Origin of the sequence: Pseudomonas sp. G.S.17 (genome assembly GCF_038096165.1) — a bacterium.
GTDB lineage: Bacteria > Pseudomonadota > Gammaproteobacteria > Pseudomonadales > Pseudomonadaceae > Aquipseudomonas.
Genome location: NZ_CP151076.1, coordinates 165,204 through 187,540 on the forward strand (window position 1 = coordinate 165,204; position 22,337 = coordinate 187,540).

The following is a 22,337-nucleotide window of genomic DNA, read 5'->3' on the forward strand; positions in this document are numbered from 1 at the left end:
ATACTTGTGATAACAAAAATCCTGATCGCCAACCGCGGTGAGATCGCTGTCCGTATCGTGCGCGCCTGCGCCGAAATGGGCATCCGCTCCGTAGCGATCTTTTCCGACGCCGACCGTCATGCGCTGCACGTCAAACGCGCTGACGAGGCCCACAGTATTGGTGCCGAACCGCTGGCCGGTTATTTGAATCCGCGCAAGCTGGTCAACCTGGCCGTGGAAACCGGTTGTGATGCGCTGCACCCCGGTTATGGCTTCCTCTCGGAAAACGCCGAACTTGCCGATATCTGCGCCGAACGTGGCATCAAATTCATCGGACCTTCGGCAGAAGTCATCCGCCGCATGGGTGACAAGACCGAAGCCCGGCGCAGCATGATCAAGGCGGGCGTGCCGGTCACGCCTGGCACCGAAGGCAATGTCGCGGACATCGCCGAAGCGTTGGTGGAAGGCGACCGCATCGGTTATCCGGTGATGCTCAAGGCCACTTCCGGCGGCGGCGGGCGTGGCATTCGTCGCTGCAACAGCCGTGAAGAACTGGAACAGGCCTTTCCGCGAGTGATTTCCGAGGCGACCAAGGCGTTTGGCTCGGCCGAAGTCTTCCTCGAAAAATGCATCGTCAATCCCAAGCACATCGAAGCGCAGATTCTCGGCGACAGCTTTGGCAACGTGGTGCATCTGTTCGAGCGCGACTGCTCGATTCAGCGCCGCAATCAGAAGCTCATCGAAATCGCGCCAAGCCCGCAGCTCACGCCGGAACAACGCGCCTACATCGGTGACTTGTCGGTGCGCGCGGCCAAAGCCGTGGGTTACGAGAACGCCGGCACCGTGGAGTTCCTGCTCGCCGAGGGCGAGGTGTACTTCATGGAGATGAACACCCGGGTGCAGGTGGAACACACCATCACCGAAGAAATCACCGGCATCGACATCGTTCGCGAGCAGATCCGCATCGCCTCCGGCCTGCCATTGTCGGTCAAGCAGGAAGACATCATCCATCGCGGTTTTGCCCTGCAATTCCGGATTAACGCCGAAGATCCGAAAAACAACTTCCTGCCCAGCTTCGGCAAGATCACCCGTTATTACGCGCCCGGCGGCCCCGGCGTGCGGACCGACACGGCGATCTATACCGGCTACACGATTCCGCCGTACTACGACTCCATGTGCCTGAAGCTGATTGTCTGGGCGCTGACCTGGGAAGAGGCGATGGATCGTGGCTTGCGCGCTCTGGACGACATGCGTCTGCAAGGCGTGAAGACCACCGCCGCGTACTACCAGGAAATCCTGCGTAACCCGGAATTCCGTAGCGGTCAGTTCAACACCAGCTTCGTCGAAGCTCACCCGGAACTGACCAACTACTCGATCAAGCGCAAACCCGAAGAGCTGGCCCTGGCCATCGCCGCCGCCATTGCCGCCCATGCGGGCCTGTGAGGAATAGAACATGAGCAAGCAAATTTTCGTAACCGACACCATCCTGCGTGACGCTCATCAGTCGCTGCTGGCGACCCGCATGCGTACCGAAGACATGCTGCCAATCTGCGACAAGCTCGACAAGGTTGGCTACTGGTCCCTGGAATGCTGGGGCGGCGCGACCTTCGATGCCTGTGTGCGCTTTCTGAAAGAAGACCCGTGGGAGCGCTTGCGTCAACTGCGCGCGGCACTGCCCAACACGCGTCTGCAAATGCTCCTTCGCGGCCAAAACCTGCTGGGCTATCGCCATTACAGCGACGACGTGGTCAAGGCCTTCGTCGCCAAGGCTGCCGAAAATGGCATCGACGTGTTTCGCATTTTCGACGCCATGAATGACGTGCGTAACCTGCGCGTGGCCATCGAAGCGGTGAAAGATTCGGGCAAACACGCCCAGGGCACCATCGCTTACACCACGAGTCCGGTGCATACCATCGACGCCTTCGTGGTTCAGGCCAAACAGATGGAAGCCATGGGTTGCGACTCCATCGCCATCAAGGACATGGCTGGCTTGCTGACGCCATACGCGACAGGCGAACTGGTCAAGGCGCTGAAGGCCGAGCAATCACTGCCGGTGTTTATCCATTCCCACGACACCGCTGGCCTGGCCGCCATGTGTCAGCTCAAGGCTATCGAGAACGGCGCCGATCACATCGACACCGCCATCTCCAGCTTCGCCTGGGGCACCAGCCATCCGGGCACCGAATCGATGGTCGCCGCGCTCAAGGGCAGCGAGTTCGATACCGGGCTGAATCTGGAATTGCTGCAAGAGATCGGTTTGTACTTCTACGCCGTGCGTAAGAAATATCACCAGTTCGAAAGCGAATTCACCGCCGTCGATACCCGCGTGCAGATCAATCAGGTACCGGGCGGGATGATTTCCAACCTCGCCAACCAGCTGAAAGAGCAGGGCGCGCTCAATCGCATGAGCGAAGTGCTGGCCGAGATTCCACGGGTTCGCAAAGACCTCGGTTATCCGCCGCTGGTGACGCCGACCTCGCAGATCGTCGGCACCCAGGCGTTCTTCAACGTGCTGGCTGGCGAGCGTTACAAAACCATCACCAACGAAGTGAAGCTCTATCTGCAAGGCGGCTATGGCAAAGCGCCGGGCCAGGTGGATGAGCAGCTGCGTCGTCAGGCCATTGGCAACGAAGAGCTGATCGACGTGCGCCCGGCAGATTTGCTCAAGCCGGAAATGACCAGGCTGCGCGGGGAAATCGGCGACGTCGCCAAGTCTGAAGAAGACGTGTTGACCTACGCCATGTTCCCGGACATTGGCCGCAAGTTTCTCGAAGAACGCGCGGCGGGCACCCTGAAGCCGGAAGTGCTGTTGCCGATTCCGGAAGCGGGCGGCGTGAGCAAGGCCGGCGGCGAAGGCGTACCGACCGAGTTCGTCATCGATGTGCATGGTGAAAGCTATCGCGTCGACATCACCGGCGTGGGCGTCAAAGCCGAAGGCAAGCGCCACTTCTACCTGTCTATCGACGGCATGCCCGAAGAAGTGGTGTTCGAACCACTCAACGAATTCGTCAGCGGCGGCGCAAGCAAACGTGCCCAGGCCAGCGCACCGGGTCACGTCAGCACCACCATGCCGGGCAACATCGTCGATGTGCTGGTCAAGGAAGGCGACATGGTCAAGGCCGGCCAGGCATTGCTCATCACCGAAGCCATGAAAATGGAAACCGAAGTTCAGGCGTCCATCGCCGGCAAGGTCGTGGCAATCCATGTGGCCAAGGGCGATCGCGTGAATCCGGGCGAGATCCTGATCGAGATCGAAGGCTGATCACAGCCTCGACAAACAGCTTTAACGATTAACCTCTGGGGGAGCGTAATGCTCCCTTTTTTTTGCGTATTGATTTTGGTGGGAGCGAGCTTGCTCGCGAATTAGCCGCTGTAGGTCAGGTGCGCCGCGTTATCGTTCTTCGCGGACAAGCCTCCAACCATGTGATGGCAACTGCATTAAATTGCGTTTCTGGCGAGGCTTTTGAGTTAAAAATGCACTATAGTGCAGATTAAGTGATCGCTAACGCCCGTAAAGTGCAATAAATTGCAGGTGTCTAAAATTGAATCTCACCCTACAGGTCTACGGCTACGGAGTTTGGCAAGACGCCATGACCTTATCTTTTGCCGAACCTGCCGAGGGGTTTCTCGGGCCTTGTCGATTTGCGTACAAGTCGGCCTACGTCCACGCCAATCTGGACGCTTATCAGAGCCCCTATGTCCTGGCCGTGAGCGCTCGTTTGCCGTTGGATTTTGATTCCATTTCATTGCCTGCCGCGCCAGCGTTCCTGTATGACATCGCGCCATCAGGTGCAGCCAGACGCTTCCTCATCGCGCATATGGGCCGGGAAAAGCCCGGTGGCATGAGCGATGACCTGTATTTATTGGGCCGCAGCACGCCAGCCCCGGTCGGCAACCTGCGAATCAAAGAGTCGGTCGAAGCTCTGGAGCAAGACGACCCGCTGGGATTCAGCCGCGAGGACGTGGTCAGTCGCGATCAGCGCTTTCTGGAATACGCCTACGAGCAAGGCGCAGCCATTGGCGGTGCCACTGGCGCGGGTGGCGAAGCGCCGAAATTATTGATGACCCAAGGAGCGGACGGCCTTCTTTACCCAGACGCCATCCTTCCCGACGCGCAGGCTCGCGAGCATTGGTTTATCAAGTTCGCGCGCAATCAGGCGCTGACCAACGATCAGGATATTCTTCGTAGCGAGCATCTGTACTACAAGGCACTTCAAACCCTCGGCATCGACACCGTTGCGACTGCGGATCTGGCCCTGGAAGAGGCCAGCAAACCGAGCCTGTGGATGCAACGCTTTGATCGTCGGGTAACAGCGCAAGGTGTCGAGCGGCTGGCGGTCGAATCGGTATATTCACTGGCCGGTGTGACGCTGCCGGGTAGTCCGATGGGGCACCTGGAAGTCATCACGATGTTGGCGGGACTCTGGTCGCAGGCCGGGCAGCAAGCCGAGGTGCAGGACCTGGTGGCCGAATACCTGCGCCGTGACCTGATCAATCAGATCCTGGGCAACTCGGATAATCATGGCCGCAATATCGCCGTCATTCGCGGTCATGGCAGTTATCGTCTGGCACCGATCTTTGACCTGGCGCCGATGGTCATGGACATGGAAGGCATAACCCGAAGCACCAAGTGGCCGAGGACAATCGAGCGGGCAGGTGAAGTCGACTGGCGCGCGGCCTGCGAGGCACTGGCCGACATTCTCAATCCCCATGACGCATTCGAGCGCTTGCGTCATGACGCTCGGCAACTGCGCGCATTGCCGGACCTGCTGCGCGACAGCGGCTTGCCCGAAGCGACGTTCAACCATCCCGCAATCGCCTTGAAAAACCTCGACCAGCGTCTACTTGCCTGGGGGCTGCAATGACAGTGTCCATGGATGCGCGCGCGCTGCTGATCGACAGCGTTCAACAGGAAATTGCCGATGGCAGCCTGGAGATCGGCGCGGCGGTCAGACGCCTGCGCGTCGAAGGGGCAAGCCTGCATCAGAGCCAGTTCGCGAAAATGTGCAAGATCTCGGTCCGCACGCTGATTCAGATCGAGCAAGGCGAGGGCAACCCAACCCTGAAATCGTTGAATGCCGTGTTGCGACCGTTCGGCTTGCAGATGGGTGTGGTGCGGCGGCATCGGCAGATTAGTTGATGTGTCATGTTGCAGGAGATCCGTTGGAGCGAGGCTTGCCCGCGAAAGCGTTGGGTCAATCGATAGAAATATCGACTGATACGGCCAGTTCGCGGGCAAGCCTCGCTCCAACGGGCTAAGACTGAAGCGGCAGTGATTACTGGCGAAACGCCTCCAGACCTTTCACCTGTTGCCCCGCCTCGAAATTACCCTCGGCCAGCCAGCCCTCGAATGCGTTTTGCAGTTCAGGCCATTCGCTGTCGAGTATTGAATACCAGGCGGTGTTGCGGTTCTGGCCTTTGACGACCATGTGCTGGCGGAAGGTGCCTTCGTAACTGAAGCCGAAACGCTCGGCGGCGCGTTTGGAGCGGGCGTTGTCGCCGTTGCATTTCCATTCCAGGCGACGGTTGCCCAGTGCGAAGGATTCCTTGGCGAGCAGGTAAATCGCCTCGGTGCCTTTGGGCGTGCGCTGCATGGCGGCGCCGAAGGTGACGTGGCCGATCTCGATGCGGCCATGGGCCGGAACAATGGACATCAGGCTCAGGATGCCATCCACCGCGCCAGTCGCCTGATCGACGATGGCGTAGAACCACGGATCGGTGTCTGCAGCATGGCGCGCCAGCCAGGCGTTGAATTCTTCACGCTGATAAAACGGACCGTAAGGCAGGTAATCCCAGAGCTTGGGGTCTGAGTTCGGGCCTTCCAGCGCCGTCCACAATGCGTCGCTGTGGCGCGCGGTGTCGAGTTTTTCCAGGCGAATGAAGCGCCCTTCAAGGGTCTTGCTGTTTGGTAGATTGGCCGGTTGCCAGTGCAGTTCATCGTTCGACATGGGCAGACTTCCTAAAGCATTTTGCGAAATTGAATGTAGCCGGGGCGCTCAGCGATACGCTCGTACAGTTGAATCGCGGTGGCGTTGGTTTCGTGGGTCAGCCAATGGACTTTGTCGCAACCGGCGGCTTTTGCCGTCGCGTAAACGTGCTCGATCAACAAACGCCCAACGCCTGTGCCGCGTGCTTGCGGCGCGACGATCAGGTCTTGAAGGTAACACGCGTTGGCGATGCTCCAGTTCGAGCGGTGGTAGATGAAATGCACCATGCCGACCGCCTGGCCATCTTTCCAGGCCAGCGCAGCGTTGGTCGGCTCGTTCAAATCGAGCAGGCGTTGCCAGGTGGATTCGCTGACGCTGTCCGGCAGTTGCGTTTTGTAGAACTGCAAATACGCCTGCCAGAGCGGCAGCCAGGCGGCGTGATCTTGCGCGGTGACGGGGCGGATCTGAATATCGGTCACAACATTCTCCTTCAGCTCATCAGGTGAGCGAGTTCCTGGTCTTTGAGATCAGCGCTGGCAGCCAGACCGTCGCGAACACCCGCGACGTCAGCGGCTGAGCGGTTCTGGCCAAGCTTGCGTTTGCCTTCCAGGCGTTCGATGGGCAGCGTGAAACCGACAATGGCGCCGAGCATTTTTTCGATGTAATCGGCGGGCGCGTCGGCGACTGTCCAAGGACTGGCGCGGCCGGCTTCATGTTTGTCGGTCAAGCCGCTGACCACTTCCAGCAGGCGCGCAGCATCGGTGAACACTTCGGCAACTCCGTAAGCGTGTATGGCGATGTAATTCCAGGTGGGCACCACTTTGCCGTGCTCGGGTTTGGCCGGATAAAACGACGGGCTGACGTAAGCGTCTGCGCCGGGGAAAATCACCATAACCTGCGCGCCCTTGGCCAGCGCCTGACATTGCGGATTGGCCTTGGCCAAATGCCCGTAAAGCGTGCCGTTTGCGCCTTGCTCGGGGCGTAACAGTAATGGCAGATGACTGGCCTGGATTCCGGCGTCGTCGCTGGTGACCAGAATCGCCAGGCGAGTGTGTTCCATCAGCCCGTGCAGACGGGTGAGGTCGTCATCTTTGAAAGCAGCCGGCGTGTACATGAAATTCTCCTTGGCGAATGGAGTAATCCTAGGCAGCCTATTGGTTCGATGTAAGAGCCATTACTGGCGAATTTGATAGGACCAATTCATGTCTGAGCGTCCGCTGTCTTTCCCCTTCAATCTGGCAGGCATCGAGCTGGACCGCCGCCACGGTTTGAGTCGTCAGCTGTATGAAGCGTTACGGCAGCGGATTCTCGATGGGCGTCTGAGCAGCGGCACGCGTTTGCCTGCCAGCCGGGATCTGGCGGAGTCGTTGTCCATTTCGCGAAACAGCGTGATGCGCGCCTACGATCAGCTCTACGCGGAGGGTTTCACCGACGGGCGAATTGGCGACGGCACTTATGTGGCCTTGTTGCCCGACAAGACCATCCTGCTGAAAAAATTATCCACAAAACCATCCACAGGCTTATCAACAAGGTTACCCACAACCTTATCCACAAATTGCCGCGAAACGGGTGAGAGTGCGCCCGAAGAAGTTATCCACAGCGCGGCGCTGGAATTACTCAAGCGTCACCATCTGCATAAGCCGTCAAAGGGCGCGCCACGGGCATTCCGGGTGGGCATTCCCGCTTTCGATCTGTTCCCGTTTGCCGTTTGGGGCAAGCTGCACGCGGCTTTTTGGCGAAAACCCGACTTGCAGACTCTGGGTTACGGCGAAGCTGCGGGGGATTGGCGACTGCGGGAATTGATCGCCGTGTATTTGCGCACTTCAAGAGGTTTGCAGTGCACGGCTGAGCAAATAGTAATCACCAGCGGCGCGCAGCAGGCGATTAGCCTTTGTGCACAGCTGCTGATCGAGGCGGGCGATGGCGTCGCTATCGAAAATCCGGGCTATCGCGCGGCCGGCCATGCGTTTGCCATTGCCGGGGCAAAACTGCAGGGCATTTCAGTGGACGGCGAGGGTATGTGCAGCGCGGAACTTCAGCACAGCGCCTGCAAACTGGCGTACGTGACGCCCTCGCATCAGTATCCAACCGGCGTGGTAATGAGCCTGGCGCGACGCCTGGATCTGTTGGCCTGGGCGGAGAAAAACCAGAGCTGGATCGTCGAGGACGACTACGACGGTGAGTACCGTTACAGCGGCGCGCCCTTGGCGCCATTGGCGGCGCTGGATCGTTTTGGTCGGGTGTTGTATGTCGGCACGTTCGGCAAGATCGCCTACCCGGCACTGCGGCTGGGCTATCTGGTTTTACCGGTCGGCCTGGTGGAGCCGTTCAGCCAGCGGCGTGCCGTGGACATGCGCCATTCGGAGGTCAGCACCCAGGCAGTGATGGCTGAATTTATCGCCTCCGGCCACTTCCAGCGCCACATCCGCCGCATGCGCCGCGCCGCGTTGAATCGACGCGACGCGTTGCTGGCCGGTTGGCCCGAAGACCTGCGCGGTTGCAGCCCGATGCCCAAAGTCGTCGCCGGGCTGCACGTTGCGGTGCGGGTGGACAGCCTCGCCAGGGAAAAGGAGCTGATCGAGAAAGCCGAACGCGTCGGCGTCGAAATCACTCCGCTCAGCGATTATTGGCTGCCGGACTCCAGCGAACCTGTGGATAACCGCGCCGGATTGGTGCTGGGGTTCGCGGCGGTGCCCGAGGCGGATATTGACGTGGCGCTGGAGAAGTTGCGGGCGATTTGGGGGGATTGAGGCTGGAATGCATTGCGTAGGACCGGCTTTAGCCGGGAGGAGGCCAGTTCATTCACAGCAGCGTCGCCGTCAGAACCTTCGCCCTCCCGGCTAAAGCCGGTCCTACGGGTTGTAGCGGCGGAGCCTATGGATAATCGCGTCGGATTGGTCCGGGCTTTGCGCGGATTGAGGCTGGAATGCATTGCGTAGGACCGGCTTTAGCCGGGAGGAGGCCAGTTCATTCACAGCAGCGTCGTCGCCAGAACCTTCGCCCTCCCGGCTGAAGCCGGTCCTACGGGTAGTAGTCGGGTTTAGCGATATAATCGCCGCCATTACCTTCCAACCGAGACTTCTCATGACTACTTCTCTTGCTGCGGCTCCCGCGCGCAAGCCGGGTGCGGCGTTGATTGCCGCGTTTTTGTTGTTGTTCGCGGCGATGTTTCTGCTCAGCAGTGTCGGCGTTCGCCAGGTGCTGTTGCTGATTGTCGGCGCGGCGCTGGGTTTGACGCTGTATCACGCGGCCTTTGGTTTCACGTCAGCTTGGCGGGTGTTCATCCGGGAGCGTCGTGGCGCGGGGCTGCGGGCGCAGATGGTGATGTTGGCCATCGCCGTGGTGCTGTTCTTCCCGGCGTTGGGCGCAGGTACTTTGTTTGGTCAACCGGTTACCGGTCTGGTCGCGCCAGCTGGCGTGTCCGTGGTGTTCGGCGCGTTCATCTTCGGCATTGGCATGCAGATGGGCGGCGGCTGCGCGTCGGGCACGCTGTTTACCGCTGGTGGCGGCAATGCGCGGATGCTGGTGACGTTGCTGTTCTTCATCATCGGTTCGTTGATCGCCACGCATCACGTCGACTGGTGGTTCTCGCTGCCGTCGTTCCCGGCGACCTCCATCGTGAAAAGCTTCGGTGTGCTTCCGGCATTGGTGCTCAGTCTGGCGGTGTTTGCCTTGATCGCCTTCATCACCCTGCGTCTGGAGAAGCGCCGTCACGGCCAACTGGAAGCCGCGGTGACCAGCGAGCACGTCGGGCTGCGGCGTTTCCTGCACGGCCCATGGCCGCTGGTGTGGGGCGCGATAGGTCTGGCGTTGCTCAATTACGCAACCCTGGCACTGGCCGGGCGTCCTTGGGGGATCACTTCGGCGTTCGCCTTGTGGGGCGCGAAGGTTGCCGGCGGGCTGGGTGTTGATGTCGGCAGCTGGGCGTTCTGGCAGATGCCGGCAAACGCCAAGGCGCTGGCTGCTCCGGTGTGGCAAGACATTACCAGCGTGATGGACATCGGCATCATGATCGGCGCGCTGCTGGCAGCTGGATTGGCGGGACGCTTCGCGCCGAACCTGAAGATTCCTGCTCGCTCGTTGTTGGCGGCAGTGATCGGCGGTTTGCTGCTGGGCTACGGCTCGCGTCTGGCCTACGGCTGCAACATCGGCGCGTACTTCAGTGGCATCGCCTCCGGCAGCCTGCATGGCTGGTTGTGGTTGGTGGCGGCGTACGTCGGAAACGTGGTCGGCGTGAAATTCCGCCCGTTCTTTTTTGTCGGCGAACGGCCGCAGGTTGGGTTGACGGGTTGCTGAGCCACACAATCTGTTGGAGCGAGGATTGTTGTAGGACCGGCTTTAGCCGGGAGGGCATTTTTGACGCCCTCGCGACTAAAGTCGCTCCTACGGCCGGTTCGCCAGCAAGCTCGCTCCCACACGTTATTTGCTGATCTGCTCCTTCGCCAGCTTCACGATGTTCTCCACAGTGAAGCCAAACCTGGCTTGCAGTTTGTCGATGGGTGCTGAGGCACCGAAAGTATTCATGACCACTTTGGCGCCAGTGTTGCCCACGTAGCGATCCCAGCCCATCGGTCCTGCCTGTTCCACGGCAACCCGCGCAGTAACGCTGGGCGGGAACACGCTGTCGCGGTAGTTCTGATCCTGATCCTCGAACAATTCCCAGCTCGGCATCGAGACCACGCGTGCGGCGATGCCTTCTGCCTTCAGCTGCTCGTAAGCCTGCACGGTCATGCCGACTTCACTGCCGGTGGCGATCAGAATCACCTGCGGTTCACCTTCCTGGGCATCGGCCAGCACGTACGCGCCTTGCGCAACACCTTCGGCCGAGGCGTACTGATTACGATCCAAAGTAGGCATCGGCTGCCGCGACAGGATGAGGCACGAAGGTCGGTTGGTCTGGGCGAGAGCGATTTTCCAGGCCTGCACGGTTTCGTTGGCATCACCCGGACGCAAGGTCAGCACGCCCGGCGTGGCACGCAATTGGGTGAGTTGCTCGATAGGTTGGTGCGTCGGGCCATCTTCGCCGACCCCGATGGAGTCATGGGTGAACACGAAAATCACCGGCAACTCCATGATCGACGCCAGACGGATCGGCGGCTTCATGTAGTCGCTGAACACCAGGAACGTCGAGGTGTAAGGCCGCACGTAAGACAACGCCATGCCATTGGCAATGGAGCCCATCGCGTGTTCGCGGATGCCGAAGTGCAGGTTGCGTCCGCTGTAGTCCTTCGCCGAATAACTGCCCGCACCCTCAAATGTCAGGTTGGTCTTGGTCGAAGGCGAGAGATCCGCCGAGCCGCCCAGCAGCCACGGGATTTTCGCCGCGAATGCATTGAGCACCTTGCCACCGGAAGCCCGGGTCGCGAGGCCTTTGGCGTCGGTTTCGAAGGTTTCCAGCTCATCCTGCCATTGCTCCGGCATCTCGCCAGCGCGCATGCGGTGCAATTGATCAGCCAACTGCGGATCGCTGCGTTTCAGTTCGTTGAGCGTGCCTTCCCAGGCCTCAAAAGTGCCAGCGTTGCGGCGGATCAGACTCTCGCGCAGGCAATCACGGGCTTCTTCGGGGACGAGGAAACTGGAGTTCTCATCCCAGCCATAGAATTTTTTGGTCAGCTTGATCTCGTCAGCGCCGAGGGGTTCGCCGTGGGCGGCGGCGGTGTTGTGTTTGTGCGGCGAGCCGTAGCCGATCACGCTGTCGACCACGATCAGGGTCGGCGCATCGTCGGTCTGCTTGAAGACTTCGATGGCTCGGGCCAGCGCTGCGGCGTTGTTGGCATCGGTGACATGCAGGGTATTCCAGCCATAGCCTTCGAAGCGGGTCTGCACGTCTTCGCTGAACGCCAGCTCGGTGTGGCCTTCGATGCTGATGGTGTTGTTGTCGTAAATCCAGCACAGGTTGGACAGTTTCAAGTGCCCGGCCATGGACGCAGCCTCGGCGGTCACGCCTTCCATCATGTCGCCGTCGCCGCAAAGCACGTAGACGCTGTAGTCGAAAAGAGTCTTCTGCGGGCGGTTGAAACGCTCCGCCAGCCAGCGCTCAGCCATGGCCATGCCCACGCTATTGGCGCAGCCCTGGCCGAGCGGGCCGGTGGTGGTCTCCACGCCCGTGGTCATGCGGTATTCCGGATGACCGGGCGTCTTGGAGTCGAGCTGACGGAATTGCTCGATGTCTTCCAGGCTCACGGCCGGTTTGCCGGACGGGTTGCCGTGTTCGTCGATTTCGATAACGCCTGCCAGATGCAGCAATGAATACAGCAGCATCGAGGCGTGGCCGACTGACAGCACGAAGCGGTCGCGATTTGGCCAGTCGGGATGGTCAGGGTGATAACGCAAAAACCGGTTCCACAGCGTGTAGCCCACGGGAGCCAGCGCCATGGGCGTGCCAGGGTGGCCGGAGTTGGCCTTCTGCACGGCATCCATGGCCAGTGTGCGGATGGTGTTGATACACAGTTGGTCGCGTGCGGTGCTTTGTTCGATGGAGATTGACGTTGAAGACGAGCCCATTGAATTTACCCTCGGTGACGTGCTGCTGAACATCCAGATAAGTGTGGAGCACATCCGGGGGTGGTTTGTTCCTTGAAGTTTTTGTTTCCCGAAGCTGGGCGGCGAGTGGTCGTGTGTCACAGATTCGCGCGAAACTTAAACGATTCAGTGGTTTCTGCCCCCGCGTGCGAACCATATGCCGCAAAGACATTCGAAGCAGGGTATCGGCGTGTATTACGCAGTAGCCATGAGGTAGCCCCATTGCAGCAAGCGATCATCGAGAAATACCGATTTCTGATTAAAGCCATTGGCTACGTCGGCTGGTCGTTGTTCTGGCTGTTGATCTGGGATGTGATCGTCACGGTCGACTTCATGCTGTTTCTGGATCGCAAGATCAGCTTGCCCGCGCTGCCACTGACGTTGCTGGGTTCGGCACTGGTAGTGCTGACCAGTTTTCGCAACTCCAGCGCGTACAACCGCTGGTGGGAAGCGCGCACGTTGTGGGGCGCACTGGTCAATAATTCCCGCAGCTTCGCCAGGCAAGTGCTGACGCTGATCGAGGATGACGGCGACATCAATCCGGCCAAGGCTGTGCTGCTGCGTCGGCATGTGGCCTACGTGAAATGCCTGTCCGCGCATTTGAAGGGCGGTTCATGCGGCGAGGAGGTGCAATCGCTGATCACCCGCGAGGAATATTCGCGGCGCTACGACACCAACAACTTCCCCAACGACGTGCTCAATGCGTCGGCTGCGCTGCTCGCCAAGGAATACGAGGCCGGTTGCCTGGACAGCATTCGGCTGGCACGCATCGAGACGACGCTGGTGGAAATTTCCAACTGCCAGGGCGGCATGGAACGGATCGCCAATACGCCGTTGCCTTACCCGTACGTGGCGTTTCCGCGCCTGTTCATCAGCCTGTTCTGCGTGATCGTGCCGATTGGTCTGGTGGATACGCTGGGCTGGTTCACGCCGCTGGCCTCCACCGTGGTCGGCTTCATGCTGCTGGCCATCGAAAAAATCGGCACCGACCTGCAAAGCCCGTTCAGCGCCAGCGAACACGAAATCCAGATGACCGCGCTGTGCGACAACATCGAACGCAACCTGGATTCAATGCTCAGAGATGCGCGGGTGGAGAGTACGGTTTGAGTCGAAACGCCGCCCGCCCTTAACGTAGGAGGGGACTTGTCCTACAGGCCACCTCAGGAAATTCTCTGCCAGAACGCATCTGCCTCGGGATTACGGCTGCCGCGCCAGCGGACGAGGATGACTTCCAGGTGATCGGACTGCATGTCTGGATACAGGCGGACCAATTCCTGGCGTTCGATCAGGGGCGCGACCATTGTGTGTGGCATGCAGGCGACGCCATGGCCGCTGGCGGCCATTGGCTTGAGCGCTTCGGAAACGGTTGCTTCGAACACTCGCCGCAAGCGATGCGGTTCGGGATGGCGCTCGATTTGAACGCGGGATAGATCGTGCAGCTGGGCGCTGCGGGCGTACGTCAGCCACGGAATGGGTTCGTCCGACGCTGCACAGCGTGCTGCCAGCTCGGGCGTTGCCACCCAGTAAAGTTCGTCGTGCCCCAGGGATAACACTTCAAATTCACTCTGCCGCGAATACGGTTCTGTCTGGGCATCGCCATAAAACAGAATGAAGTCGCAGCGCCCCGACATCAGCGCCATGTAGTAATCGTCGGTGCTGCGGTAGCCGGTATCGATTCGGGTGAACATCGGGCTTTGCGGCGACGAGAACTGGCTGATCCAGTCCGGGAAGAAATTACAGGCCAGGGTATGCAGCGACGCAAACGTCAGCGGCCGATCAAGGATCTTCACGCTTTGTTCGCAATCGCGCGCCAGGCGCACCAGCTCCAGCGCATTGGGCAGCAGCGCTTCACCGGCGGCGGTCAGGCGAATCGGGTTCTTGCCCCGATCAATCAGGGTCGCGCCCAGGTAGGCCTCCAGCAGTTGAATGCGCCGGCTGAGCGCCGATTGTGAAGAGCCGCGCATGCTGGCCGCTGCCGTGAATTTACCGGTGTCGGCCAGTGCAAGAAAATCCTGATACCAATCGATGTCCATCGTGTTATTCCAAAATTCGATAGCCTGTTCAGCATAGTGGATCAACAGTTACTAACGCATGCCTGTTTTCTGTCGTTATTGTGCTGGCAGTCGCCACCTGCCGATACGTCGTGGTTTATCCCAATAAGAATTAAAACGTTGTAGAAGGGGCATGTTATGCAAAAACGGAATGGCCTAAAGAATTTTCTGACTTCATCCCTGCTGCTGGTCAGCCTCGTGGGCGCTGCCGCCGCGCAGGCCGCTGTGCTGGATAAAGTGAAAGCCCATGGCGCGGTGCGCTGTGGTGTTGCCAGCGACAAGCCAGGGTTTTCGTTGATCGACGACAAAGGCCAATGGACGGGCATGGACGTGGATCTGTGCCGCGCCGTAGCCGCTGCGGTGTTGGGCGACGCGAATAAAGTCGAGTACATCGCGACCACCGCGAAGAATCGTTTCACAGCCCTGGCTTCCGGCGAAATCGACGTGCTGTCGCGCGCCACTTCCTGGACGGCTGATCGTGTTGCCAGCCTCGGCGTGGACTTCACCACCGTCTGGTTCTACGACGGCCAGGGTTTCATGACCCACGCCAAGGACGGTATCGCGAAACTCACCGATCTGGATGGCGCTACGTTCTGCCTGTCGCCGGGCACCACCTCGGAGCAGAACCTGGAAGACTATTTCGGTCAGCGCGGCCTGACGTACAAAACCGTGATCATTGAAAAGAGCCCCGAGTTGTTTGCGGCCTTTCAAAGCGGACGCTGCAATGCCATCTCCAACGACCTGTCAGGTCTGGCTTCGCGCCGCGCAATCATGAACAACCCGCAGGACTACGCGCTGCTGCCTGAGGTCATTTCCAAGGAGCCGTTGGGCGCATTCGTGGCGCAGGGCGATACCGTCTGGCGCAACGTGGTGACCTGGACTGCTTATGCATTGATGACCGCCGAAGAGTTCGGCATCAGCTCGGCAAACGTCGATGAGATGCGCGACAAGAAAGGTGGCTCGGCTGACGTTGCACGTTTACTGGGCAAGGAAGGGACTGTCGGCAAATCCTTCGGCCTTGATAACGACTGGGCGTATCGGGCAATCAAGCAAGTGGGCAACTACGCGCAAATCTATGAGCGCAATCTGGGCGAAAAAACCGTCCTCAACTTTCCCCGTGGCCTGAACCGCTCGTGGAAAGACCAAGGCCTGCTCTACGCGCCGCCTATTCGCTGATCGAATCACCCCGAACGGAATTACTGTCATGTGGACCCAACGCCTGCAGAGCGCTCGAGTGCTGAGCGTGCTGCAACAAGGGCTTGTGCTGGCCATTGTTGCAGCTGTCTTTTACCTGCTGGCGCACAACGCCAGCCTCAATTTGAAAGCGCTGAATATCGCCTCCGGATTTGGTTTTCTCGATGAGCGGGCCGGTTACGACATCAGCTTCAAATTGATCGATTACACCCCCAACGATACTTACGCCCGTGCGTATCTGGTGGGGCTGCTCAACACCTTGCTGGTGTCGGTGATGAGCATCGTGATGGCAACGGTGCTCGGTGTGGCGTTGGGCCTGTGCAAGGTTTCGGAGAACTGGCTGATCAGCCGCCTCGCCGGTGCCTGTATCGAATTTCTGCGCAACGTGCCGTTGGTGGTGCATCTGGTCTGGTGGTACGGGCTGGCGCTGGCATTGCCCGGCGTGCGCCAGGCGATTTCGTTGTTCGATGTGGCTTATTTGAGCAACAGCGGTTTGATGTTGCCGTGGCTGGCCCAAGGTTCGCTGGTCGGCTGGGGCGTGCTGTTGATGGTGATCGGCGCATTGCTGGCTTATGTCAGCTGTCGTGTGCGGGAAGCCAAAGCGCCCTGGCATGGTTTTGCCGGGCGTCGCTGGCCCTGGCTGCTGGCTGGCGCAGTGCTGTTGCCGCTGTTGGTTTATGCGCTGAGCGATGCGCAGTTGACCTGGGAAGTCCCAGCCCGCAAAGGCTTTGGTTTCCACGGCGGCGTGGCGTTGGTGCCGGAGATGCTCGCTTTGTGGTTGGCCCTGTCGTTCTACAGCGCCAGTTACATCGCTGAAACCGTGCGCGGCGCCATTCAATCGGTGCAGCGCGGCCAGTATGAAGCGGCCAGGGCGCTGGGTTTCGAATACGGCTCGACCATGCGCCAGCTCATCGTGCCGCAAGCGGTTTATCCGATGATTCCGCAGATCACCAACACCTACCTGAACATCGTCAAGAACTCCTCGCTGGGTGTTGTGGTGGGTTTCATGGAATTGGTGTCGTCAACCGGCGGAACCACCTTGAACCAGACCGGACAGGCCATTGAATGCATTGCCTTGGTCATGGGCACGTATTGCGTGATCAGCCTGCTGATTTCCATTGCGATGAATATCTACAACCACCGTATCAGCCTGCGGGGTCATTGAGGATGAACGCGATCAATCAAGTCGCCGCTGTACGCTTGCCGCCGCGCCAGCCTTTGCTGACACGCGCCCAGGTGTGGACCCGCAAACATTTATTTCCCAGCATCGGCCACGGTTTGCTGACGGCGCTGGTGCTTGGCCTGTTGTTCTGGCTGGTGCCAAAAGCGCTGAGCTGGCTGATTTTTGATGCCACGTTCGTCGCCACCAGTCGCACGGAATGCAATCCTCACGGGGCGTGCTGGTTGCCCATTACCCAACGCTGGAACCTGTTCGTCTACGGCTTCTACCCGCAAGCCGAGCGCTGGCGGGTAACGCTGGCGCTGGTGCTGGCCGTCGCCGCGTTCGTGCTGCTGTTTTTCCGGCGTCTGGATCGTCGCGTGCTGATTGGCTATCTGGCCTTGCTGCCGCTGGTCATGTGGTGGCTGCTCAAGGGTGGCGCTGGCTTGCCGGAAATTTCATCGACCAAGTTCGCCGGGATGATGGTCACGGTGTTTCTCGGCACCGTGGGCATGATCTTCGCCTTGCCGCTGGGCATCCTGCTGGCGTTGGGGCGCCGCTCGAAGAAACCGGTGATTCGCATCTTGAGCGTGATGTATATCGAGCTGGTGCGCTCGGTGCCGGTCATTTCGTTGCTGTTCATGGCTTCGTTGATGATCCAGCTGTTCCTGCCACCGGGTTCGATGTTCGACATCCTGCTGCGGGTGCAGTTGGTGCTGATCCTGTTCACCGCAGCCTACATGGCGGAAACCCTACGCGGCGGTTTGCAGAACCTGCCCAAGGGTCAATACGAAGCGGCGCTGGCGTTGGGGTTCGGCTACTGGAAAACCATGGGCCAGATTGTTTTGCCGCAAGTCTTGAAGCAGTCGATTGCGCCGCTGCTGACCCAGTTCATCGGCCTGTTCAAGGAAACCACGCTGGTGATGATCGTGGGTGTGCTGGATATCGTCGGCATCGCCATGAGTACGGCGGCCGCACCGGAATGGGTGGGCTATGGCCATGAGATCTACATTTTCCTGGCGATTTATTTCTTCGTCGTCTGCTTCGCACTGTCGCGCTATGCACGGCACCTTGAAAAGAAACTGGAACAGAACCGCTCATGACTGATCATCGCGAGACTGACGCAGCGCCCATCGTGCGTATCGAAAACCTGAACAAATGGTACGGCAACGCGCATGTGCTCCGGGACATCTCCCTCTCGGTCAAGCCAGGCGAAAAGGTCGTGATCTGCGGGCCTTCGGGTTCGGGAAAGTCGACCTTGATCCGCTGCATCAATCAGCTGGAACACCACCAGCAGGGCGTTATCGAGGTGCTGGGCGAAGTACTGGACGACAACGTGAAGCGGCTGGAGCGGATTCGTCGCCAGGTCGGCATGTGCTTCCAGCATTTCAATCTGTTCCCTCATCTGACCGTTCTGAAAAACTGCACCTTGCCGCAAACCTCCAACCTCGGTGTGCCGCAGGATGAAGCGATTGAGCGTGCGCTAGCGTTGCTGGACAAAGTCCAGATGCGCGCCCATGCCAACAAGTTTCCTTCCCAGCTGTCCGGCGGCCAGCAGCAACGCATCGCCATCGCCAGGGCGTTGTGCATGCAGCCCAAAGTCATGTTGTTCGACGAGCCGACCTCTGCCCTGGACCCGGAAATGATTGCCGAGGTGCTGGAGGTCATGACCGGCCTTGCCCAGGACGGCATGACCATGATCTGCGTGACCCACGAAATGGGCTTCGCCCGCAAAGTGGCGGATCGCGTGGTGTTCATGGATCAGGGGGAAATTGTCGAGCAAGCCACGCCGGAACGCTTCTTCTCGGCACCCGAATCAGAGCGCACCCGACGCTTTCTCAATCAGATTCTCGATCACGGAGTCCATGCATGATGGCCAATCCAATCGCTATCGCGCTGCATGGCGGCGCAGGCGTGCTGACCCCCGGTCTGTTGACCGTGGACGATGAAAACGCGATTCACGACGCCTTGCTGCGCGCGTTGAAAGCCGGTCTGGTAGTGCTGGAGCAGGATGGCAGCAGTCTGGACGCCGTGCAGGCGGCAGTCATCGAGCTGGAAGAATGTCCCTGGTTCAATGCGGGCAAAGGTGCGGTCTTCACCCATGCGGGCGACCACGAGCTGGATGCGGCGATCATGACTGGCGGCAATCGCGAAGCTGGCGCAGTGGCGGGTATTCATAACGTGCGCAACCCGATTCTGGCGGCGCGAGCGGTACTCGAACACAGCGAGCACGTCCTGCTCGCGGGCGTTGGCGCGGACAGTTTTCTTGCCGAGCAGAACCTGGAGCGGGTCGACAACGATTGGTACGACACCGACCTGCGCCGTCGTCAGTGGGAGATGCAACGCCAGCAGCCGAATAGCGTTTCCCTGGAGCCGGGCGGTATCGACAAAAAGTTCGGAACCGTAGGCGCGGTTGCCCTGGATCGCCATGGCCACGTCGCAGCGGCCACCTCCACGGGCGGCATCACCAACAAGCGTTATGGACGGATCGGTGACTCGCCTTTGATTGGTTCCGGCACCTGGGCCGATAACCGCAGCGCAGCCATTTCGGCGACCGGACACGGCGAGTTTTTCATTCGCACGGTGGTCGCGCACAACATCGCGTCCCGCGTGCTGTTGGCTGGCGAAGACCTTCACACTGCTTGCGATACCGTTGTCGCTGGCGAACTGAAAACCATGGGCGGCAATGGCGGGGTCATCGCAGTCTCTCCTTCAGGTGAGACGGTGCTGAGCTTCAATACGCCGGGCATGTATCGGGCATGGCGTGATGCCGAGGGTCATTTGCATACGGCGATTTATGCCGAGGATGATCGCTGTCACCGCGTTTGATTTGCACGCGGTAAAGGAATGCGCGTAGCCAGGGAAAATCCCTATATCCCTGGCTGGCGACAATCCTGCTGTTTAACGCAGTTCCCCGCACAAATCCCGTTCAACCCACTGCCGCACCTGTTCGGTTTCCAGCCCCGAGCCCAGCAATGCATGCAGTTTGCCCAGCGCCGCTTCGCGGGTCATGCCGCCGCCGGAAAGCACGCCGACCCCACGCAACAGGCTGCCTGCTTCGTAGACGTCCAGCTCGACACCACCTTCATGGCATTGAGTGATCGCCACCACGCAGATCCCGCGACGGTAGGCCCGGTCGAGGCTGGCAAGGAACTGCTGATCATGACTGGGCCCGGTGCCGCTGCCGAAGCATTCCAGCACCAGTCCCTGAATGCCGCTTTCGATCATGGCGTCCACCTGGGCGGCGCCAATACCGGGGAACAGCGGCAGGACCGCAACGCTGGCCAGGGTTTTTGGCTGACGGTAATGCAGTTGTGCAGGGCGCGGCTCGGCTGACTCGCTGCCATGGGAACGATTCAGCGCAGCGAAAGGATGACGGCCGAAGCTGCGGATTTTCGCGCAGCGAGTGGGCGCCAGCAGTTCGCCGTGGAAGTACAGATGCACGCCCGGGGCGAGACCTTTACCCAGGGCGAGCAGGGCACAGTTGACGTTTTCCCAGGCATCGCTGCCGGGCGCGCCCGCTGGCAGCATGGAGCCGGTGAAGACCACCGGAGCGTCTAGACCCAGCAACTGGAAGCTCAGCGCCGCCGCACTGTAGGCCAAAGTATCTGTGCCATGCAGCACCAGCACCGCGTCGCAGCCATCGACATCAACGGCTTCGACCACCGCTTCGCGCAGGCGCAGCCAGTAGGACGGCGTCATGTTGGCGCTGTCGATCAGCGGCGACATCTCGCGAAAGCGCCACTGCGGGACGATCAGCTCGGGCTGCGCGGCCAGTTGCTCGGCCATTCGCGCGTCAAAGCCCGAAGCCGGAGCCAGGCCGTTGGCAGTGGCTTGCATGCCAATGGTGCCGCCGGTGTAGAGGACCATGACGTTTCGAGCTTCGCAATGCATACGCTTTTCCTCTGAGTGATCAAACAAACGGCAGGCCGGCAAAGCCTGCCGGATGATTAACGGGCGTCAGTGACAGGTTTGCCGACAACCACTGCTTCGGCTTCAGCCTGGGCGGTCGGGTTTTTCGGCCAGGCCTTGAGGTCCAGATCCAGATCCGGGAACTTGCTCGAATCGAATACCGGTGTCTTGATCCCTGCCTTACGCTGGCCGTCATAGTCCCGCAGGATACGCATCCCCACTTTAAACAGCATCGCCAACGCAATCAGGTTAACGAAGGCCAGCAAGGTCATGGTGATGTCGGCGAACGCAAACACAGTACCGAGGTTTTCCACGGCGCCCCACATGATCAGCACCAACACCAGCGCACGATAGCCGATCAGCGCCTTGCGGCTCTCGCCGATCAGGAAGCGCAGGCTGTTTTCGCCCAGATAGTAGTTGTAGAGGATCGAGGTGAACACGAACAACGCCAGCGCCACGCTGATGAAAATCCGGCCCCAGTCACCGACCACTGCTGCCAGAGAGTTCTGGGTCAGGGCGATGCCATTGCCTTCAAAGCCTGGCGTGTAGAAACCCGAGAGCAGAATCAGCAACGCAGTGCAGGTGCAGATCACGAAGGTATCGAGGAATACGCTGAACGCCTGAACCACGCCTTGTGCAACCGGGTGCTCGACTTGTGCCACGGCAGCCACGTTGGGCGCGCTGCCCAGACCGGCTTCGTTGGCGAACACGCCGCGCTTCACGCCCATCACGATGGCGCTGCCGATCAGGCCGCCGAATACCGGGTCCAGACCGAAGGCGCTCTTGACGATGGTTTCCAGCATGGCCGGAACCTGGTCGAACTGCAGCACGATGACGTAAAGGGTGACGGCGATGTAAACCAGCGTCTTGACCGGCACCAGCAAGTCAGCGATGGCCGCGATACGTTTGATCCCGCCGATAAATACCAGACCCAGCAACGCCGCCAGAGCAATACCGGTCTTGAGTGGATCAATGCCGAACGCAGCGTTCAGCGAGTCGGTCACGGCGTGGGATTGCAGGCCGTTGAACGCGAAGCCGAAGGTCACCAGCAGCAAAACCGCCATGACCATGCCCAACCAGCGTTTCCCCAAACCGTGCTGGATGTAATACGACGGACCGCCGCGATACTGGCCTTCGGAGTCGCAACGTTTATACAGCTGACCCAGCGAGCATTCGAAGAAGCTGCTGGCCATGCCGACCAGTGCGGTGACCCACATCCAGAACACGGCCCCCGGGCCGCCCATGGTGACGGCGATACCGACACCGGCAATGTTCCCCGCGCCGACCCGGCCGGCAAGGCTGAGCATCAATGCCTGGAATGAACTGAGCTGGCCCGAGCTGCTGCGCAGGCTGTCCCGAAAAACGGCAAACATATGAAAAAAGTGGCGGAACTGCACGAAACGCGAACGAATCGTGAAATAGCTGCCTAGCCCTACGATCAGTACGATCAGCACTTTGCCCGAGAGGAAGTCGTTAATGACTTCAAGCATAGGTAAATCCTCGATGTTGTTTTTAGGGGGCGCGCACTATAGCGGTGCGCTGATCTTGCGTCTGCAATCGTTTTCCTTTTTGTAACGCACTGACTTCCTTGAG

General features: G+C 59.8%; 19 protein-coding genes. 12 read left to right on the top strand and 7 right to left on the bottom strand.

Going from position 1 to position 22,337, the window contains the following annotated elements:
* Positions 1-6 precede the first annotated feature (6 nt).
* The 4 genes from AABC73_RS00755 to AABC73_RS00770 all read left to right on the top strand — a co-directional run bounded on the left by AABC73_RS00755 (position 7) and on the right by AABC73_RS00770 (position 5,119).
* On the top strand, positions 7-1,422 hold the full coding sequence (locus AABC73_RS00755) for an acetyl-CoA carboxylase biotin carboxylase subunit (protein ID WP_065832691.1): 1,416 nt from the start codon (positions 7-9) through the stop codon (positions 1,420-1,422).
* A 10-nt stretch (positions 1,423-1,432) separates the two neighbouring features.
* Positions 1,433-3,241 (top strand): sodium-extruding oxaloacetate decarboxylase subunit alpha, encoded by a 1,809-nt coding sequence (oadA, locus tag AABC73_RS00760; RefSeq protein ID WP_341522043.1) that lies wholly within the window; start codon positions 1,433-1,435, stop codon positions 3,239-3,241.
* A 328-nt stretch (positions 3,242-3,569) separates the two neighbouring features.
* Positions 3,570-4,844: a HipA domain-containing protein gene (locus AABC73_RS00765; protein WP_341524363.1), complete on the top strand. Its 1,275-nt coding sequence runs from the start codon at positions 3,570-3,572 to the stop codon at positions 4,842-4,844.
* On the top strand, positions 4,841-5,119 hold the full coding sequence (locus AABC73_RS00770; protein WP_341522044.1) for a helix-turn-helix transcriptional regulator: 279 nt from the start codon (positions 4,841-4,843) through the stop codon (positions 5,117-5,119). Before AABC73_RS00765 ends, AABC73_RS00770 begins: the two co-directional genes overlap by 4 nt.
* Positions 5,120-5,255: 136 nt before the next feature.
* Here AABC73_RS00770 and AABC73_RS00775 read toward each other — a convergent pair whose 3' ends face one another.
* Genes AABC73_RS00775 through AABC73_RS00785 form a run of 3 tightly spaced genes read right to left on the bottom strand, consistent with a single transcriptional unit; the run spans position 5,256 to position 7,020 of the window.
* Positions 5,256-5,927, bottom strand: coding sequence for a GNAT family protein (locus AABC73_RS00775; RefSeq protein ID WP_341522045.1), 672 nt, complete (start codon positions 5,925-5,927; stop codon positions 5,256-5,258).
* 11 nt (positions 5,928-5,938) lie between these two features.
* A complete protein-coding gene (locus AABC73_RS00780) occupies positions 5,939-6,385 on the bottom strand; it encodes a GNAT family N-acetyltransferase (protein WP_341522046.1) in 447 nt (148 codons plus the stop codon).
* A gap of 11 nt (positions 6,386-6,396) precedes the next feature.
* Positions 6,397-7,020: an FMN-binding negative transcriptional regulator gene (locus AABC73_RS00785; RefSeq protein WP_341522047.1), complete on the bottom strand. Its 624-nt coding sequence runs from the start codon at positions 7,018-7,020 to the stop codon at positions 6,397-6,399.
* An 88-nt stretch (positions 7,021-7,108) separates the two neighbouring features.
* On the opposite strand from AABC73_RS00785, the gene AABC73_RS00790 reads away from it, so the two are divergent.
* Positions 7,109-8,656: a PLP-dependent aminotransferase family protein gene (locus tag AABC73_RS00790; protein WP_341522048.1), complete on the top strand. Its 1,548-nt coding sequence runs from the start codon at positions 7,109-7,111 to the stop codon at positions 8,654-8,656.
* A 334-nt stretch (positions 8,657-8,990) separates the two neighbouring features.
* The gene (locus tag AABC73_RS00795) at positions 8,991-10,202 is read left to right on the top strand and encodes a YeeE/YedE family protein (RefSeq protein WP_341522049.1); all 1,212 of its coding nucleotides are present in this window, start codon (positions 8,991-8,993) and stop codon (positions 10,200-10,202) included.
* Positions 10,203-10,325: 123 nt separating this feature from the next.
* Here AABC73_RS00795 and tkt read toward each other — a convergent pair whose 3' ends face one another.
* Positions 10,326-12,410: a transketolase gene (tkt, locus tag AABC73_RS00800; protein WP_341522050.1), complete on the bottom strand. Its 2,085-nt coding sequence runs from the start codon at positions 12,408-12,410 to the stop codon at positions 10,326-10,328.
* 240 nt (positions 12,411-12,650) lie between these two features.
* Between tkt and AABC73_RS00805 the strand changes: the two genes are divergently transcribed.
* The gene (locus AABC73_RS00805) at positions 12,651-13,535 is read left to right on the top strand and encodes a bestrophin family ion channel (RefSeq protein ID WP_341522051.1); all 885 of its coding nucleotides are present in this window, start codon (positions 12,651-12,653) and stop codon (positions 13,533-13,535) included.
* Positions 13,536-13,588: 53 nt separating this feature from the next.
* Here the strand turns inward: AABC73_RS00805 and AABC73_RS00810 are convergent, their stop codons facing one another.
* Positions 13,589-14,461 carry a LysR family transcriptional regulator gene (locus AABC73_RS00810; RefSeq protein ID WP_341522052.1) on the bottom strand — a complete coding sequence of 291 codons (873 nt, stop codon included), beginning with the start codon at positions 14,459-14,461 and terminating at the stop codon, positions 13,589-13,591.
* Positions 14,462-14,617: 156 nt separating this feature from the next.
* On the opposite strand from AABC73_RS00810, the gene AABC73_RS00815 reads away from it, so the two are divergent.
* From AABC73_RS00815 to AABC73_RS00835, 5 genes are read left to right on the top strand one after another with little or no spacing between them, the layout of a single operon-like run.
* Positions 14,618-15,655 (top strand): amino acid ABC transporter substrate-binding protein, encoded by a 1,038-nt coding sequence (locus AABC73_RS00815; RefSeq protein ID WP_341522053.1) that lies wholly within the window; start codon positions 14,618-14,620, stop codon positions 15,653-15,655.
* A 28-nt stretch (positions 15,656-15,683) separates the two neighbouring features.
* A complete protein-coding gene (locus tag AABC73_RS00820) occupies positions 15,684-16,838 on the top strand; it encodes an ABC transporter permease subunit (RefSeq protein ID WP_331151399.1) in 1,155 nt (384 codons plus the stop codon).
* A 2-nt stretch (positions 16,839-16,840) separates the two neighbouring features.
* Positions 16,841-17,935, top strand: coding sequence for an amino acid ABC transporter permease (locus AABC73_RS00825; protein ID WP_341522054.1), 1,095 nt, complete (start codon positions 16,841-16,843; stop codon positions 17,933-17,935).
* Positions 17,932-18,705 (top strand): amino acid ABC transporter ATP-binding protein, encoded by a 774-nt coding sequence (locus tag AABC73_RS00830; protein ID WP_341522055.1) that lies wholly within the window; start codon positions 17,932-17,934, stop codon positions 18,703-18,705. Before AABC73_RS00825 ends, AABC73_RS00830 begins: the two co-directional genes overlap by 4 nt.
* Entirely contained in the window at positions 18,702-19,661 is a 960-nt protein-coding gene (locus AABC73_RS00835) for an isoaspartyl peptidase/L-asparaginase (protein ID WP_341522056.1), read from the top strand. Before AABC73_RS00830 ends, AABC73_RS00835 begins: the two co-directional genes overlap by 4 nt.
* Before the next feature lie 72 nt (positions 19,662-19,733).
* Here the strand turns inward: AABC73_RS00835 and AABC73_RS00840 are convergent, their stop codons facing one another.
* A complete protein-coding gene (locus AABC73_RS00840; protein ID WP_341522057.1) occupies positions 19,734-20,726 on the bottom strand; it encodes an asparaginase in 993 nt (330 codons plus the stop codon).
* A gap of 56 nt (positions 20,727-20,782) precedes the next feature.
* Entirely contained in the window at positions 20,783-22,234 is a 1,452-nt protein-coding gene (locus AABC73_RS00845) for an alanine/glycine:cation symporter family protein (protein ID WP_341522058.1), read from the bottom strand.
* Between the last annotated feature and the right edge of the window lie 103 nt (positions 22,235-22,337).

Coding starts and splice junctions, on each gene's coding strand:
- AABC73_RS00770 (WP_341522044.1), top strand. CDS start 4,841: ATGACAGTGTCCATGGATGCGCGCGCGCTGCTGATCGACAGCGTTCAA.
- AABC73_RS00835 (WP_341522056.1), top strand. CDS start 18,702: ATGATGGCCAATCCAATCGCTATCGCGCTGCATGGCGGCGCAGGCGTG.
- AABC73_RS00820 (WP_331151399.1), top strand. CDS start 15,684: ATGTGGACCCAACGCCTGCAGAGCGCTCGAGTGCTGAGCGTGCTGCAA.
- AABC73_RS00795 (WP_341522049.1), top strand. CDS start 8,991: ATGACTACTTCTCTTGCTGCGGCTCCCGCGCGCAAGCCGGGTGCGGCG.
- AABC73_RS00810 (WP_341522052.1), bottom strand. CDS start 14,461: ATGGACATCGATTGGTATCAGGATTTTCTTGCACTGGCCGACACCGGT.
- AABC73_RS00825 (WP_341522054.1), top strand. CDS start 16,841: ATGAACGCGATCAATCAAGTCGCCGCTGTACGCTTGCCGCCGCGCCAG.
- AABC73_RS00815 (WP_341522053.1), top strand. CDS start 14,618: ATGCAAAAACGGAATGGCCTAAAGAATTTTCTGACTTCATCCCTGCTG.
- oadA (WP_341522043.1), top strand. CDS start 1,433: ATGAGCAAGCAAATTTTCGTAACCGACACCATCCTGCGTGACGCTCAT.
- AABC73_RS00765 (WP_341524363.1), top strand. CDS start 3,570: ATGACCTTATCTTTTGCCGAACCTGCCGAGGGGTTTCTCGGGCCTTGT.
- tkt (WP_341522050.1), bottom strand. CDS start 12,410: ATGGGCTCGTCTTCAACGTCAATCTCCATCGAACAAAGCACCGCACGC.
- AABC73_RS00845 (WP_341522058.1), bottom strand. CDS start 22,234: ATGCTTGAAGTCATTAACGACTTCCTCTCGGGCAAAGTGCTGATCGTA.
- AABC73_RS00775 (WP_341522045.1), bottom strand. CDS start 5,927: ATGTCGAACGATGAACTGCACTGGCAACCGGCCAATCTACCAAACAGC.
- AABC73_RS00830 (WP_341522055.1), top strand. CDS start 17,932: ATGACTGATCATCGCGAGACTGACGCAGCGCCCATCGTGCGTATCGAA.
- AABC73_RS00790 (WP_341522048.1), top strand. CDS start 7,109: ATGTCTGAGCGTCCGCTGTCTTTCCCCTTCAATCTGGCAGGCATCGAG.
- AABC73_RS00785 (WP_341522047.1), bottom strand. CDS start 7,020: ATGTACACGCCGGCTGCTTTCAAAGATGACGACCTCACCCGTCTGCAC.
- AABC73_RS00840 (WP_341522057.1), bottom strand. CDS start 20,726: ATGCATTGCGAAGCTCGAAACGTCATGGTCCTCTACACCGGCGGCACC.